The sequence below is a fragment of the Paenibacillus plantiphilus genome, assembly GCF_927798095.1.
In the GTDB taxonomy this organism is placed as follows: Bacteria; Bacillota; Bacilli; order Paenibacillales; family Paenibacillaceae; genus Paenibacillus_Z; species Paenibacillus_Z plantiphilus.
In genome coordinates this window covers 172,370-187,771 of the sequence record NZ_CAKMMF010000007.1, presented here as the reverse complement: position 1 = coordinate 187,771, position 15,402 = coordinate 172,370, and the positions used below count along the sequence as shown (strand labels likewise).

Here is a 15,402-nt window from a genome sequence, read left to right as displayed (position 1 = left end):
CCTTCTATGGTAACATTATTGCTAGTCCTATCTTGGGCGGGAATCATAATGCGTTTGGAATTCATCAACGATTATCGGCATGCTGTCTTCCGTTTATTTTCTACCGTTTATGATTAAACAAATAGAAAGCATACGCTAGCTGATAAATTTCATCGTAAGTGATATACTAATTTTCTATAGTGGTTTATTACTTTTCTTCAAAATACAAAATCTAGGAGGATTTGAAAATGGCATTGGTTTCAATGAAAGACATGCTAAACAAAGCACTGCAAGAAGGTTATGCTGTTGGTCAATTCAACATCAATAACCTGGAGTGGACGCAAGCAATTCTGGGTGCTGCACAAGAAGAGCAATCCCCGGTAATTCTTGGTGTATCTGAAGGCGCGGCTCGTTACATGGGCGGATTCAAGGTTGTAACTTCCATCGTTTCGTCTCTTATCGAAGAGATGAAAATTACCGTTCCAGTCGCTATTCATTTGGACCATGGTTCCAGCTTCGAGAAGTGTAAAGCAGCAATTGAAGCAGGTTTCACATCCGTTATGATCGATGCTTCCCATCATCCTTTTGAAGAAAACGTTGCAACCACTAAACAGGTTGTTGAATATGCACATAGCAAAGGTGTTTCTGTAGAAGCTGAGCTTGGTACAGTTGGCGGACAAGAAGACGATGTTATCGCTGAAGGCGTTATCTATGCAGATCCTAAAGAGTGCTTCGAGCTTGTACAACGTACAGGCATTGATTGTCTGGCTCCTGCTCTTGGTTCTGTTCATGGCCCTTACAAAGGCGAACCAAACCTTGGCTTCAAAGAGATGGAAGAGATCTGCAACGTCATCAAGCTTCCTTTGGTGCTTCATGGCGGTACTGGTATCCCGACAGATCACATTAAAAGATCCATTTCCTTGGGTACTGCAAAAATTAACGTAAATACCGAAAACCAAATTTCTTTCACGAAAGTAGCTCGTGAGATTCTTACTTCCGATCTGGAAGTATACGATCCGCGTAAATTCCTGGCTCCAGGACGCGATGCCATTAAAGCAACGGTTATCGGCAAAATGCGTGAATTTGGTTCTGCTAACAAAGCGTAATCGGTAATAAAAAACCTTCAGCCTCACTTTTATAGTGGTGCTGAAGGTTTTTTTGCATTTTATGCGATTGATATTGCCGGCTCGTTTTACTTCCCTTTTTTCACAGGGGCCTTGGGATTCGACAGATCGTAGGTGACTGGCCTTGCGAACACGTATTGCCTGGTCTTGGGATCGTACGCATAAACCTTGAACGTAAGCTCCGTCTCCGGCAGTCCCCCAGGTACAACGATGGCTAGCTTGCCTGTCGTCATTGCTGTGAAATCGAATATCTCGCCCTCTTCTTCATCCATCCAGTAAACGATATACTGCAGCCTCTGAGCAACAGCCGGCGTTCCCGAACCAACATCGTAAATCAGCTTATGGTCGATTCCGCCGTCTTTGGTCTTGATAGCCTGCACCTTCGTCAGCTTTGGCTCCTTGAAGGTCAGTGGCAGCGGGTCCTTTATACCGCTGAGTTTCAACCAGTAGCTTCGAACCGCCGGAAGGGTCATGGCCGAAGGAATGGTCTCGTTCTCAATCTCGCCGTAGAAGCCCGTTCCGTCCTCCGTCCGCAGCGAGTTAGCCATGCTCAGCTTGGCAGTGGGAGAGCCGAATAAGGCCATATAGTCATCTGCCATAATCTCTCCCGCATCCCAGTAGTGCGTATAATCAGGATCGGATGAGTCGTCCGTGAACAAGACCGGATATCCTTTGATTCCCCTTATTCCCGCCCACTTCGTAGTGGGGTTGCTAGGCAGCTTATGCTCCCTCTTCAGCATCCAATAGTATGTAAAATGATGGCCGTATTCATGGCTTAAAGTCGATGACATACTCTCGACGGTCTTATTATAGTTGGCATTATAAAGAATGATCTCTGTGGGCTCGTCCATTTCAATGTCGGACAGATCATCCTCCGTCCAGGAATAGCTCATATTCGCGACGCCTGCCTCTCCTTCCTTCTCCTCGGCAGACAGGATAACCTTCCCAAGATATTTGAGCTCTTGACCGTGCAGATTCTTCATCAATTCTGCATACAACGCCTTCAGCTTGGACTGATTCCAGCTCTTGCTGTAGCTGATAAATTGGATTTTCTCAGGAGATACATACGTAGCAATCGGCTTACTTGAAGCCGCAAACGCCGATGTGCCCGATGAGCCGCCGACTAATCCGACAGCAATCATGATCAACGCCAGCAGCATGACATTACGATAAATGATCCGCCTCAATCAATCCGCCTCCCTTTCTGTATTCTTGTTTGTTTATACCTATATCGGTAATAACGGTTGGCTTGATGAGCGCAGAGAATATCATCGGATTAACCACAGAGGTTTTCCAATGCTCATTCACGGGGTGCATCGTATAATTGCGGAGCAGGTATGGATTCTAATTGCTTTATGGCATTACAAGCTCATGGTGCCTAATGTGTCAAAGCCATAATAAAATCCTGGCTTACCTAAATAATCAGATAACCATTTTCCATTGCTCCAGAACGTGGAATTCCGCTTGTCTTGAAGGTCACGGCAACTCTCGCTGGAGGCTGAGGAGCTGAGAGCTTCTCCTTTACGGTTAAGCCCCTACTTTGAATGAGGCTTCTAAAGGGTTGGACTTTTGCGTTTGAACGTTCGAAGCATCAGGAATAAAAAGTATGGTGCGCCGATCAACGTAATCAACATACCCGAAGGAATTTCTTTCGGAGCCATGATGGTACGACCAATCGCATCTGTCAGAACTAGAAGCAGAGCGCCCAGCAATCCGGATAGAACGATGGACTGCCTCGTATGATGGCCGATTAACAGGCGTACGGCATGCGGCACGATCAACCCAAGGAAGCCGATTGTACCGACTGCCGCTACAGCCCCTGCGGCAAGCAGAACACCGACAGCCATGGCGGCCAACCTTGTTTTGCGAACGGCCAGACCGATCCCTGAAGCGGTGTCGTCACCAAAGGCCAGCAAATCGAACCTGCGACCGAGGTACAGAGCAATGGGGAGCAGGACGGCCAGGAAGATGGCGATCAGCACAACCTGCTGCCATGTCCGGCCATACGTAGAGCCTGTCAACCAGACATAACCCGTGCTGCCCCAAAGCGAGCCGCGCACAATTAAAGCCGAAATGCCGGCAGATCCGAAAGCCGACACCGCGATTCCGAGCAGAATTACAACAAAGGGATGCAGCCCTTTGCGCCATGCAAGCACGAATACGACTGCTGCTGCAGTCAGACCTCCAATGACGGCAGCCAGAGGCATGAGACCAATCGGAACCTGAGGCCAAGCGATCAGAATGAACATTGCCCCGAAGCCTGCCCCTGATGTGACGCCTATTATAGAAGCATCCGCAAGCGGATTGCGAACCGCCGCTTGAATCAGCACGCCGCTAACCGCAAGTGCAATTCCTGCTCCCGCCGCAACGAGCGTCCGCGGAAGCCGCAAATTCAACAGCGTGGAATACGAGGAGGCTTCATTTGTTCCGAACAGACTGCTGAACAATTGCCCCAGCGGTATTCTGGTCCCACCCATCGTCATGCTGAACAGAATGAGAGCGACGACGAGAATAAGCATAATGACAGCTATACGTTTAAAACGCATATGCAGCAATCTTCCGCCTGCCTGCATGGACATTTGTCCGACTGAACCGCTTGTTCCCTTCATTTTACTTAAGACAATCCAGACCAGGCATGGCGCCCCGATAATCGCCATCACTGCGCCGATTGGCATTTCTCCCATATTGCTTCTGACCACTCTGGATAATACATCGGCAGCGGTTATCAATACGGCGCCCCAAAGCGCTGCGCCTGGGATCAGCCAAACATGCTTGCGTAATCCCATCAGACGAATGAAATGCGGGGCGACGAGTCCAACGAAGCCGATCGGACCAACTACGCTTACAACGACAGCAGCAACTAGTACAGCCAAGGCAAGCCCTGCTAATCTCGTTCGATCCACCTTCTGTCCGAGTGAACGCGCCGTCGATTCATCCAGATTGAACACATCCAATTGCTTGGACAACAAGATTGCCAGCACTAAAATGCCAAGCACCCAAGGCCAGGCAAAGATAACTCCATCCCAATCCACCTGGACCAGACTTCCAGCGCCCCATAAGAATAAGTTCTGCGTTTCCGTGGCCTTAAAAATGTGGATCGCTCTTGTAAAGGATTCGATGACTAACGAGACGATCATACCGGCCAGTACGAGACGGATGGGACTTGCCGATTTGCCGCCTCCAAGGAAGTAAGCAATGGTCGCAGCCATTGCTCCGCCGACAGCTGCCCATGCAAGCGGAGATAAGGCGAGCAGGCTAGGGAAGAAAGCAGTCCCGAGCACAACCATAAAGTAAGCTCCCGAATTAATACCCATCGTGTCCGTGGAAGCTAGCGGATTTTTTGTAATGGTTTGCAGCAGCGTGCCTGCCAGCGCAAGTCCAGCTCCCGCTATCAGCCCCAGAACGGTTCTCGGCATTCTTAAATCCCGCACAATATTATGATCAGGCAAGCCTTGATTGCGAAACAACGCATCAATGACTGTATGGACTGAAATTTGCGCTTCGCCGAAACACAGGCTCACAAAAAAAAGTATACCAAGGGCGACAATGCCGCCCCCGAATATACAGATCATTCTCCATGCGCTTATCATTGCGTCAGCGAGGCAACAACACGATCAACCAGCGATTTGGAGGAAACCGGACCGCCGAAAGTCCAAGTGTCTCCAGCAATCGGATAGGTTCGCTTTTCTTTGACGAAATTCAGACCGTTCCAGACAGAGTTGTTTTTAAGCGGCTCACCGAAGACATCGTCATTAGGCTGAACGATATAGATAAAATTCGAATCCGTTACAGCAGGAAGTGCTTCGATGGTCGAATTCGTAAATCCGTATTTCTCGAATTTCTCGGATTTCCATTCGTTTTTGAGTCCGATGCGGTCAAGCGTCTGGGAAACGGTGGAGGTATCCGTAAACATCCGAACGGTAACGACATTCTGATGAGTGAAAGCTTGCGCAATGACATAATTTAAATCTGCCTTGCCTGCTGCGGCAAGCTTCGCCTTCGCATCCGCATAATGCTGATCCAGATCGGAGAGCACCTTGTCGGCTTCCGCCGTCTTGCCGGTCGCTGCGGCTACCGCATTAAAAATCTCAACCATTCTCGTATAAGAATCGCCTTCATCCGCATAGGGATCATACTCGATCGTCGGTGCAATAGCTTTCAACTGATCATAGTGGGCGGCATTATTATCTGTATTCGAAATAATAAGATCAGGCTTCAAGGCTGCAATAATCTCCAAGTCAGGCTCCCAGCGCAAGCCGACATCTGTGACGTCTGCACCTAGCGCAGCTTCTTCTCCAACCCATAGCTTGTACTCGGCATTATCGGCGTTGCCGACTGGCTGAACGCCCAAAGCAATTAGGCTCTCCGAGAAAATCCATTCCAGTGATACAACGCGAATCGCCGGTTTATCCAGCACGGTCTCGCCCTTCGCGTGAGAAATCTTTAGGGGGAACGCGCTCTCCGCAGCATTAGCGCTTGAAGCTGTTTCGGGCGCCTTATTATCGGAAGAGTTTGCCGACGGTTGAACGGAGCTTGAATTGTTGCTGCCGCAAGCGGCAAGGACAAGAACAACTGATAAAACAATAAATAGAGCTGATGATTTAACTAGACGCAATTTCTTTATCCTCCTTGGAATTAAACACATTCATTTTTTAATGGCTTTCTATTTCTGACCAACCACCATTGCAGTGATAATGATAATTGTTATCAATTATGTCGTCAACCCGAAAAATTTGTAAAATATACCGATGCCTCTTAGATCTTGTAAATGATAAGTGCTGCATTGGCAGACGTCCTTCCTGTTAATAAGCAAAAGGTTATTGTGATATGGGGCTCCTATTAAAATAATTATCTTGTATATGTATTGCTATTTTAATATGATAATATTGTCGATTTTACTCATATCCTGTAAGATGCTCATCTGGAAGTAGTATAGATACGTGAATCTGTTTGGCTGTCTGTAATTATATTCCTTTTAAGTGCTTGATTTCAGGACTGCTGTATGCTTTAGAATTACATAATTAATGGGATGGTGTGCAATGATTACTCAGAGGAATATCGTGTTAGCAATCGTACTTACCTTTATTACATGCGGCATTTATGGGATTTTCTGGTTTATTTCTATGACCGATGATGTCGGTAAGCTGAACGGGGACTATACTTTTACTGGAGTAAAGAACTTCCTTCTCATCCTGGTTACTTGTGGCATATGGGGCTTCATATGGGCCTATCAAGTTGGCAAGCAACTCGCAGAAGCGCAAAGAAAGCGCGGTCTGACCGTAACCGATAATTCTACTCTCTACGTTGTCCTCACCATCTTCGGTCTAGGCATCGTAACCTACGCATTGGTCCAATCGGATGTCAACAGGCTCGCATAAGTGGAAGCTTGATCCAAGAAAACACCCCAAATTATTTTGGGGTGTTTCACTTGGTGTCGGAGGGTTACTCTATTTAAAAGTATGGCTGCCTGTTACAAATATCGGGGTTCCTTGCCCGTTTCATGCGTTAACCGGGTTTTATTGTCCGGGATGCGGAATAACGAGGGCCGCTCTTTCTTTATTGGAACTGGATTATAGTCAAGCCTTTCGATATAACTCCTTGTTGTTTGTCCTGATTCCCTTGTATGCGATGTATGTCATTGCGAGTAGGAAGAAAATACGGCGTGCCAGCAATTGGATTATGACCGCAATGCTGATCATGACGCTGGCATTTGGACTGCTGAGAAATATTCCAATCTTTGATTTTTTGGCCCCTGCGGTGATTCGTTAGCAACGCCTAACAACGGATGTTGCCTGCCTGCTCCAATACGTATTGGAGCTTAACCCGAAGGGCGGCCTTGATTTGTTATTCGAATAACTTCCATAACATCAATCCGTTGCTTTGTGTTTTCATGATACAGCCATCTTCCTTGAACATGATCGACAAACAGCACCCCGTTAAGATGGTCGATTTCATGCTGAATACAACGGGCAAGGTATCCCTCGCTCTCGATTATGATTTGCTCCCCTTGCCTGTTCAAGCTTGTTACTTTAATCTGATTCGCTCTCTTGACATCTCCATAATATCCAGGGAAAGACAAGCATGCCTCCGCACCCACCTGTTCCCCGCTCATGTCCAACACTTCAGGATTGATAAGCTCTACGAGCCCTTCTCCGCAATCCATAACAATCACTCGTCTAAGAATACCAATCTGCGGTGCAGCAAGCCCTGCACGCCCTTCAGCCGCATATAAGGTTTCCGTCATGTCATCCAGCAGCTTTAAAGTTTTGGCATGAAGTGTTTCCACTGGCTTGGCGACTTTTCGCAAGATGGGGTCTCCAAAAGGCACAATACTTTTTACAGTCATCGTTATGCTCCTTTTATTTTGTGAGGTGGCGTATGCATCCATAAATCATTAGGCGAGCATTCCAAAGCTGTACATAAGGCGTCCAGCGTCTCCGCTTTCATCTGCCTGGGCTGGTTCGTCAGCAATGCACTGATGGAAGCAGGGGATAAACTGTAATTTGCCCGCTCCTTCAATATCCGCGCTAATGCGGCCCCCGTCCAAATCCCTCTGTCAGCCATAACATTCCGCAACATCCATACAAGCATTGCATCGCCTCCGGTAAATTTAGGTGTTAGCTTATTATATTAGGCAGCACCTAATATTTCAACCGATACTCCTACGCAATATAGGGGAAAATAAACGAGGCTGAAAACTGGAATAAAAAAGAAAAACACAGACATCTAAATGTCTGTGCAGCGCAAAATGTATGGCCTACATGTTGTACATAAAATGTACGCACTAGTCGGATTCACGATATTGGGTCGAGAACAGTGGGCAAGAGGGAGCTCTCTCTACTATTATGTACCGCAAAAGGTCCGGTAAGGACGGATTGATTCCGCTGGCAATGTGGAATACTCGGCCTGCTCAGGAGTGTGCGCATAAGGACTTGAAAGAGCAGCGAGAAGCCGCTCCATCACGCTATAGTCTCCCTGTTCTACCGCAGCTTCCAAAGCCGCTTCTACCCTATGGTTCCGAGGGATTAGCGCAGGATTGCTGCTGCGCATCAACTGATGCGAGTCGGCTGTTGATTGCTGCTGCCTGCCTAGTCTCGCTTGCCACAGCTCATGCCACTGAACAAATTCGGCGGTCTCAAACAGGTCCGTCTCCTCCGCCGTATCCAAGGTTAGCGCGCGAAAGGTATTGGTATAGTCCGCACGATGCTTCTGCATCATACTAAGAAGCTCTTCAATCAAAGGCTTATCCTGCGGCTCCTCGTTAAAAATCCCCAGCTTGGCCCTCATTCCCGCAAGCCAATTGCGGTGAAACAAGTCGGCAAAGTTTGCAATTGCATCCTCGGCCAGCTTGATAGCCTGCGCCTCGTCATCATGCAGCAATGGCAACAGCGTTTCAGCAAATCTCGCGAGATTCCACGCGGCAATTTGCGGTTGATTGCCATAGGCATAGCGACCATGACTATCAATGGAGCTGAATACCGTTGCCAGATTATAGGCATCCATGAAAGCGCAAGGACCGTAATCAATGGTCTCCCCACTAATTGCCATGTTGTCGGTGTTCATTACCCCGTGAATAAAGCCAACCAGCTGCCACTGGGCAATGAGCACGGCTTGACGCTTGATCACCTCTTGAAGCAAGGAAAGATAGCGGTTCTCAGCAGTTTCAACGTCTGGATAATGTCGCTGCAAGGTATAGTCTGCCAAGACTCGGAGATCCTGGGCAGTGCCCCATTGTGACACGAATTGGAAGGTGCCGACGCGCAGATGGCTGGCAGCCACACGGGTCAGAATTGCGCCAGGCTGGTCGGTTTCACGGATTATGCTCTCCCCCGTTGTTACCACCGCCAGACTGCGAGTCGTCGCAATACCAAGACCATGCATAGCTTCGCTAATGATGTATTCGCGCAGCATCGGTCCTAGTCCCGCTCGGCCATCGCCTCGGCGGGAGTACGGCGTTTGCCCTGAACCCTTGAGCTGAATATCAACCCGCTCGCCTTGAGGGGTGATCTGCTCGCCAAGCAGCAGAGCCCGGCCGTCGCCTAGTAAGTTGAAATGCCCGAATTGATGCCCTGCATAAGCCTGAGCAAGAGGCAGAGCGCCTTCGGGAATCTGGTTGCCGGCAAACACCGCTGCGCTATCCCCGCTTTGCAGTGCGTGGACGTTCAATCCCAAGGATGCCGCCAACGGTTCATTGAGAACGATCAGCTTCGGCGAGCCCACAGAGGTTGGATTCATCCTGGTATAAAATAATTCCGGCAGACGGGCATAGCTGTTGTCCAAGTTCCAACCTGTTTCTAGTATTTCTTTGCTTTGTGTCATCTGGTCTCCTTTTCTTCTTCTATTTTTTTCGTTATCTATTTGCCTATATAAGGCGGCCTCTTTTTAGCGTTTACTGCTTCGAGCTTATTATACCCTTTCCATACCAAGTTGACGTTCTTTCCATCAACAAATTTTGCGAATGACAAAGGACAAACCTCGCAATCATCGGGACTTGCTTATACGACCATTACGTTCCTCCCGCAGATTGCAAAGAGCTGTCCTAAGGACAGCTCAGATTTTTGAGAAAGTATAGGGGTGTTTTCGATGGGGTTAGGCTGCATCAGCCGCCGCTTGAATTTCGAATATCAAATGCAGCTTACGGCTCCAGCCCTTCAGTAACACGGTATTTCCCGCTTTGTCGCGACCGCCGAAGGGAATTCTACGACACCTTGTCATCTGTAAGAAGGTTTTTCAGCCTTACAGCGCGCTTGGTTCCACTTTTCTGAGCTGTAACACGATTTTTCCGCCTTACAGCGATAGTCGAAGCGTTTTTGCGACAATTTGTCATCTGTAAGAAGGTTTTTCAGCCTTACAGCGCGCTTGGTTCCACTTTTCTGAGCTGTAACACGATTTTTCCACCTTACAGCGATAGTCGAAGCGTTTTTGCGACAATTTGTCATCTGTAAGAAGGTTTTTCAGCCTTACAGCGCGCTTGGCTCCACATTTCCGAGCTGTAACGCGGGATTTCGGCCTTACAGGGAATGCGCGCTTCCTGCTTTGAACGCCACATCTCCATCCGCTTTGCAATCAACGGTTACCTTGGCGCGAATTGCCTGTGGACCGTTGCGCCTGCGACACTGCCGTCCTCTACTAGTATATCCATGAAGAACGAGTGCAGGAACATATGAACACCGCATTCAACCATCATCTCGGCTGCAACCAGCTTCGCAGCCTCAGGCTCGAATGAGTAACAGGGTCATGAAGGCTTTACTTTCATGGAATCATATGATAGTTTTATTTCAATACATTTAGAAATAGCGAAACTGGCAGGTGAGCTCACAATGGTCGAGGATAACGCGAAGCTACGGCAGGCCGTCAAAGTATATAAGGCGCTCGGGGAGCCGACCCGTCTCAAAATTGCTATGCTGCTTACTGAAGAGAGAAATCTGTGCTGCTCCGACATTATGAGCAAGCTGGAATCGGTCGCGGGTTCGACGCTTTCCCATCACTTGAAGCAATTGACGGATTCCGGCCTGCTGGATCTCCGTAAGGATGGAACGTATATTTACTATAGCGTTAACCATGAAATGGCGCAGAAATATGCACCTTATTTGCTGGAGTAGTTTTTTCTTTGTTCTAATTTCTATATTTTTAGAAATATAAAAGTAATGGAGTGGAGAAGGGAGCTATACTATCATGTCCAACCATTGGAAAATCTACATGCTGGCTATCGTCAGCTTTCTGGTCGGCACGTCGGAGTTTATAATCGCAGGAATTTTGGATAAAGTAGCAGAGGATATCGGCGTCTCGGTGTCTGCGGCGGGCCAGCTCATTACTGTATTCTCGCTCGCATATGCGTTCGGAACCCCCTTACTTATGGCCGCTACAGCTCGCCTTGAGCGACGAAAGCTGCTGCTCTATGCACTTCTCATATTCATCATCGGCAACGCGATGACCATAGCTTTCCCTGGATTTGAGTTTCTGATCGGATCACGGATCATTCTGGCGCTCAGCACTGGGGTATTCGTCGTCACGGCATTGACCGTAGCATCCAGGCTGGCCCCGCCCGATAAGCAGGGAAGTGCAATCGCAACGCTCGTCATGGGCTTCAGCACAGCGCTGATCATCGGCGTACCTATCGGCAGGGTTGTCGCCGCCGCCTATAATTGGAAGGTGATCTTCGGAGGAATTGGCTTGTTGGGGGTGCTCGCTATGCTCGTAATTTGGCTCACCATCCCGCGTACGGACGGCGAGGAGCCGGTTCCGGTCCGCAAACAGCTTGCTCTGCTGAAGGAGCCAAGAATTCTTATCGCCTTGTCGATAACTTTCTTCTGGATCGCAGGGTATTCCATCGTCTATACGTACATTTCACCGTTTCTTCTTACCGTTACGGGGATGAGTGAAAAAGTAGTAAGTGCAGGGCTGTTCGCCTTCGGCATCGCCAGCTTGATCGGCTCCAAGCTAGGGGGCTTCAGCACCGACAAATGGGGCGTTCCCCGCACATTAATCGGGGGCATGCTGCTTCATGCAGTCGTTCTGATCCTGCTGTCGCTGACGGCTCAATCTCCGGTCATCGTATTCCCGCTGCTTATGTTATGGGCTTTCTCTGCCTGGTCGTCGGGCCCTACTCAGCAGTATCATTTAATCACGCTAGCTCCTGAGGCTTCCGGCATTATGCTTAGCCTGAACAGTTCTGTGCTGCAGCTTGCAATGGCTGCGGGTGCGGGAATCGGGGGCATCATCGTGGTGCAAGCGCCGCTGGCATCCATCAGTTGGGTCGGGGCGGCATCCGTCGCAGTAGCGGCAGCGACAGCCGCTGCCTCCCTTGGTCTATTCCGCTCTCGTTCCAACCGCCGGAATGAGAAAGATCAGTGCTTGCAGAAAGCAGCGGCAAAGGCCTGAGATGATCTGCAAGTGAACAGCTGCTCATTGTCCAAGCTGATGACCGAACCGACAAAAAACGCTGCTGACAACGATTGGTTGTCAGCAGCGTTTTTGCCTTACTCTGATTTCGGATAGATCATCACTTTGATCGCTTTGTCCTTTTGCGTTCTGGAAAGCTGCAACGCCTCACTTATATCCTGCAAATCAAACTGATGCGTAATAATCTCGCTCATATTGAGATCGCTCTTAGCGTAGGCCTGTATCGCTGCCGCATAGGTGTTGGCATATCGAAAAACACCGTAGATGTTCAATTCAGAATCAATGATCTTATCTACATCGAGCAATACTTTATTCTCAGGAGGCAGGCCGACGAATACGATTCTCCCGCCTCGTTTAACCACATTCACCGTACTTGAGATGGAGCTGTGATTCCCTGATGATTCAATGATGACATCAATCCCAGTGTTGTCCGTTAATCTTGCCAGCGCCTCCGGAATTTGATCCTCAAGTGGATTAAAAACTGCTGTCGCTCCCATTTGCAGCGCAACCTCCCGGCGGTACGCAACAACATCGCTCGCATAAATCTCCTGCACGCCAAACAGCTTTGCAGCTTGAATAGCCAACAAGCCGATCGGACCGAGTCCTGTTATAAACAGTTTATCACTAGGTCTAACGTTAGCGCGGTTCATAGCATGATAGCCTACCGATAGCGGCTCCAATAAGGCGCCTTCCTCGAAGCTCATCGTATCCGGCAGCTTAAACAGCGCATCACTGCGCATAACAATGTAGTCGGCCCATGCCCCATTATCGGGCGGAGTCGCCAGAAAGAACACGTCCGGGCATAGATTGTATTTGCCACCCTTGCAATAGTCGCACCGTCCGCATGGCACTCCGGGCTCAATGGCAACCCGGTCTCCGACCGCTACATTGCTGACTTTGGCTCCTACTTCGACAATTGTACCCGCTACCTCATGGCCTAATATGAGCGGTTCCTCAACGACATATCTTCCAATTCTGCCGTGTTCATAGTAATGAATATCCGAGCCGCATATGCCGATACATGCCACCTTTATCAATGCTTCATCAGGACCCGGCACAGGCCGTTCAACCTGCTCCACATCGATATGCAATGTATCCTTCATAATCGCTGCGTTCATCATCGCGTTTCCCATCATTCCCCGCCTGCCTCCTCAGCTATCGAATTTGTACACCCACGATTTCGAATTGCGAATGGCCGTTTGTTTCCAGGCATCGAATTCGCATTTCCTGCATCGCAATGGATTCCTCAAAATAATGAACCTGCTTGCGCTGTCGATTATTCTCCACTTCTGCGACCGCAATCCACTCTTGATCTCGAAGAACTTCAATCGTATAGCTCTTTACTAATTCAGGTATGGCCTGGAACGGTGTGCGATGATGATGCAAATTGATCAAATCTTCATTGACGTCATCATTAAACGTAATATGCACCTCGTTCGCATTAACAGGCTCATCCCATTTGAACTGGAGCCATTCCGCCCCATTAGCCATTGTAGCAGACCACATATGGGGACCGCCATATGGCCTCATATAGCCGTCGATAACCTTGGACGGATGGTAAACTTCCATCGGCTCCTGCACCCTCACACAGAAGGGCTTCCGCACGGTCCGTCTCATATTCCATTGCACGACCAGCTGATTCGGGTCCAGACCTTCCAATCCTCTGGCAACGTTTAATTTCTGCTCTCTAAGGAAGGACAGAACACCGCTCCAAGGCTTGTGGGACAAATGCAAATGAATGCTATTGTTTTCTCGAACAATAATAAATGCATTCTCAGCTGCAGTTGGACACCATGGCAAATGGAATGATACCCACTGCAATTCACCCGCTTGAACCGATACAGCATCCTTAACCTGCAGCTGTACAGGGATATAATTCTCTGGTCTGCCCGTACTCCACAGCTCAACCTCCACAGTAGCCGCTTCCGCCACATCCATTAGAATTTCAATCGTAGTGATTGCAGGATCCACCGGCACTAAAATGGCTGCGTCTGCTTCCAGATGATGCTTCTCATCCGGAGAATCGATGTTAATTGCTGATATATAGCTGGATGCGGATACTGTCGCTGCTCTCGCCAAATCCCTTGTGTCCTCATGCTTCAGGCCAATGATGGAAGCATCCTGCCATAGCAAGGCCTGCTGCAGCTCCTTCATGTGATGCTGATACAGCCCGCGCGGCGTTACGCCATGCTCCACACATAATGCCGCTGCCGTTCCGGCGGCCTCGCCAATGGTGGCACAGGTTCCCATTACCCGGGTTGCGCCGAACGCGACGTGAGTAGCACTAATATTGCGGCCCGCGAACAGCAGATTGCTCACATTGGTTGAATACAAGGAGCGATAAGGAATCTGGAATATGCCGTCACTATGGTAATGCATCGATTTGTGATTGTCAGCATACATGCCTTCCTTCTGATGCAAATCGATCGACCAGCCTCCGAAGGTAATGCAATCGTCGAACAGCGTTTGAGCTTCAATATCATTTTGATTAAAGACGTAATCGCCTATAAAACGCCGATACTCCCTTTTCCCAGGCACACTGCCGACCCATTCGAGCGTCATGCGCTCGGCATCAAACTTGCCTGAGTTCTTAATGTAGTCCCATATTCCGTAAATGACCGACCACAGCTCATCCCGAATACGTTCGTTATCGTAGAGCGTATCGATCTCTCCGCCCCACTCTATCCACCAATAGTGACAGCCTGAATCCCCGCTTTTCAGCACTCGTTTGACCGGAATTGGCGTTTGCGTAATATCCTTGGCGAAGCTTGGCGCGATATATTGGACGGGATGATCCACTTCTTTCGTATAGAACAGCAATGTGCTGCCTAGTGTAATGTCATCTGCTTCTTCCGGCGCCCATTTCTCTTGAAATTCAGCATGGGCTTCCCGCCCGATCCGATATTTGGCTCCTGCCAGGAAGCCGACAAGGCCATCGCCTGTACAGTCCAGGAACACCGGACTCTCAAACCTGATTCTACGCTCAGAGCCCATCATCCAGCCCGTTACGGCATGAATGACCCGATCGCTCTCTGGCCCATCGGCTTCAATCTCATGCACATCGGTATTTAGAAACAGTTGAATGTTCTTCTCGTTTCTCACCGTCTCAAGAATGACCATGTCCCATAAGTACGGATTGCCATCCGGGTTTACGTATTGGTTTTTCAGAAACATTTCACCCATAATTCCCGTCTCTCGCGCATATCGATTCACGCCATGCCCTGTTGCGCCAACAACCCAAACTCTAACCTCACTGCTTGAATTGCCGCCTAGCATCGGACGGTTCTGTACCAGAGCCACCGTTTTGCCGTTTCTTGCGGCTGCTACAGCGGCACACACGCCTGACAGCCCGCCGCCAATCACCGTAATATCTGACTTCACTGATTCAAACCTCATT

At 49.0% G+C, this 15,402-nt stretch carries 13 protein-coding genes; 5 read left to right on the top strand and 8 right to left on the bottom strand.

Translation table 11 applies throughout. From position 1 onward, the window contains the following. Positions 1 to 227 precede the first annotated feature (227 nt). Positions 228 to 1,085 (top strand): class II fructose-bisphosphate aldolase, encoded by an 858-nt coding sequence (locus L6H65_RS08495; protein WP_236340069.1) that lies wholly within the window; start codon positions 228 to 230, stop codon positions 1,083 to 1,085. 86 nt (positions 1,086 to 1,171) lie between these two features. On the opposite strand, the gene L6H65_RS08490 is transcribed toward L6H65_RS08495, so the two are convergent. The 3 genes from L6H65_RS08490 to L6H65_RS08480 all read right to left on the bottom strand — a co-directional run bounded on the left by L6H65_RS08490 (position 1,172) and on the right by L6H65_RS08480 (position 5,718). Next, a complete protein-coding gene (locus L6H65_RS08490; RefSeq protein WP_236340068.1) occupies positions 1,172 to 2,290 on the bottom strand; it encodes a hypothetical protein in 1,119 nt (372 codons plus the stop codon). A gap of 366 nt (positions 2,291 to 2,656) precedes the next feature. Continuing rightward, positions 2,657 to 4,675 carry an iron ABC transporter permease gene (locus tag L6H65_RS08485; RefSeq protein ID WP_236340067.1) on the bottom strand — a complete coding sequence of 673 codons (2,019 nt, stop codon included), beginning with the start codon at positions 4,673 to 4,675 and terminating at the stop codon, positions 2,657 to 2,659. 14 nt (positions 4,676 to 4,689) lie between these two features. Then, on the bottom strand, positions 4,690 to 5,718 hold the full coding sequence (locus L6H65_RS08480; RefSeq protein WP_236340066.1) for an ABC transporter substrate-binding protein: 1,029 nt from the start codon (positions 5,716 to 5,718) through the stop codon (positions 4,690 to 4,692). A gap of 424 nt (positions 5,719 to 6,142) precedes the next feature. Between L6H65_RS08480 and L6H65_RS08475 the strand changes: the two genes are divergently transcribed. Both L6H65_RS08475 and L6H65_RS08470 read left to right on the top strand, forming a co-directional pair. Next, entirely contained in the window at positions 6,143 to 6,481 is a 339-nt protein-coding gene (locus L6H65_RS08475; RefSeq protein WP_236340065.1) for a DUF4234 domain-containing protein, read from the top strand. Continuing rightward, positions 6,462 to 6,872 carry a DUF2752 domain-containing protein gene (locus L6H65_RS08470; protein WP_236340064.1) on the top strand — a complete coding sequence of 137 codons (411 nt, stop codon included), beginning with the start codon at positions 6,462 to 6,464 and terminating at the stop codon, positions 6,870 to 6,872. The genes L6H65_RS08475 and L6H65_RS08470 overlap by 20 nt, the downstream gene beginning before the upstream one ends. A 49-nt stretch (positions 6,873 to 6,921) precedes the next feature. Here L6H65_RS08470 and def read toward each other — a convergent pair whose 3' ends face one another. The 3 genes from def to L6H65_RS08455 form a co-directional block, all read right to left on the bottom strand. Next, positions 6,922 to 7,449 (bottom strand): peptide deformylase, encoded by a 528-nt coding sequence (def, locus tag L6H65_RS08465; protein ID WP_236340063.1) that lies wholly within the window; start codon positions 7,447 to 7,449, stop codon positions 6,922 to 6,924. A gap of 2 nt (positions 7,450 to 7,451) precedes the next feature. After that, positions 7,452 to 7,694 carry a helix-turn-helix domain-containing protein gene (locus tag L6H65_RS08460; RefSeq protein WP_236340062.1) on the bottom strand — a complete coding sequence of 81 codons (243 nt, stop codon included), beginning with the start codon at positions 7,692 to 7,694 and terminating at the stop codon, positions 7,452 to 7,454. 252 nt (positions 7,695 to 7,946) lie between these two features. Next, the gene (locus L6H65_RS08455) at positions 7,947 to 9,422 is read right to left on the bottom strand and encodes a protein adenylyltransferase SelO (RefSeq protein WP_236340061.1); all 1,476 of its coding nucleotides are present in this window, start codon (positions 9,420 to 9,422) and stop codon (positions 7,947 to 7,949) included. Positions 9,423 to 10,423: 1,001 nt separating this feature from the next. Here L6H65_RS08455 and L6H65_RS08450 point away from each other — a divergent pair. Further along, a complete protein-coding gene (locus L6H65_RS08450) occupies positions 10,424 to 10,705 on the top strand; it encodes an ArsR/SmtB family transcription factor (RefSeq protein WP_236340060.1) in 282 nt (93 codons plus the stop codon). A 73-nt stretch (positions 10,706 to 10,778) separates the two neighbouring features. Next, on the top strand, positions 10,779 to 11,984 hold the full coding sequence (locus L6H65_RS08445) for an MFS transporter (RefSeq protein WP_236340059.1): 1,206 nt from the start codon (positions 10,779 to 10,781) through the stop codon (positions 11,982 to 11,984). A 98-nt stretch (positions 11,985 to 12,082) separates the two neighbouring features. Here L6H65_RS08445 and L6H65_RS08440 read toward each other — a convergent pair whose 3' ends face one another. Further along, positions 12,083 to 13,141 carry an NAD(P)-dependent alcohol dehydrogenase gene (locus L6H65_RS08440; protein ID WP_307728316.1) on the bottom strand — a complete coding sequence of 353 codons (1,059 nt, stop codon included), beginning with the start codon at positions 13,139 to 13,141 and terminating at the stop codon, positions 12,083 to 12,085. 19 nt (positions 13,142 to 13,160) lie between these two features. Further along, positions 13,161 to 15,401 (bottom strand): FAD-dependent oxidoreductase, encoded by a 2,241-nt coding sequence (locus tag L6H65_RS08435; protein ID WP_236340058.1) that lies wholly within the window; start codon positions 15,399 to 15,401, stop codon positions 13,161 to 13,163. Position 15,402 lies beyond the last annotated feature (1 nt).

Coding starts and splice junctions, on each gene's coding strand:
- L6H65_RS08495 (WP_236340069.1), top strand. CDS start 228: ATGGCATTGGTTTCAATGAAAGACATGCTAAACAAAGCACTGCAAGAA.
- L6H65_RS08485 (WP_236340067.1), bottom strand. CDS start 4,675: ATGATCTGTATATTCGGGGGCGGCATTGTCGCCCTTGGTATACTTTTT.
- L6H65_RS08475 (WP_236340065.1), top strand. CDS start 6,143: ATGATTACTCAGAGGAATATCGTGTTAGCAATCGTACTTACCTTTATT.
- L6H65_RS08470 (WP_236340064.1), top strand. CDS start 6,462: ATGTCAACAGGCTCGCATAAGTGGAAGCTTGATCCAAGAAAACACCCC.
- def (WP_236340063.1), bottom strand. CDS start 7,449: ATGACTGTAAAAAGTATTGTGCCTTTTGGAGACCCCATCTTGCGAAAA.
- L6H65_RS08460 (WP_236340062.1), bottom strand. CDS start 7,694: ATGCTTGTATGGATGTTGCGGAATGTTATGGCTGACAGAGGGATTTGG.
- L6H65_RS08455 (WP_236340061.1), bottom strand. CDS start 9,422: ATGACACAAAGCAAAGAAATACTAGAAACAGGTTGGAACTTGGACAAC.
- L6H65_RS08450 (WP_236340060.1), top strand. CDS start 10,424: ATGGTCGAGGATAACGCGAAGCTACGGCAGGCCGTCAAAGTATATAAG.
- L6H65_RS08445 (WP_236340059.1), top strand. CDS start 10,779: ATGTCCAACCATTGGAAAATCTACATGCTGGCTATCGTCAGCTTTCTG.
- L6H65_RS08440 (WP_307728316.1), bottom strand. CDS start 13,141: ATGATGGGAAACGCGATGATGAACGCAGCGATTATGAAGGATACATTG.
- L6H65_RS08435 (WP_236340058.1), bottom strand. CDS start 15,401: ATGAGGTTTGAATCAGTGAAGTCAGATATTACGGTGATTGGCGGCGGG.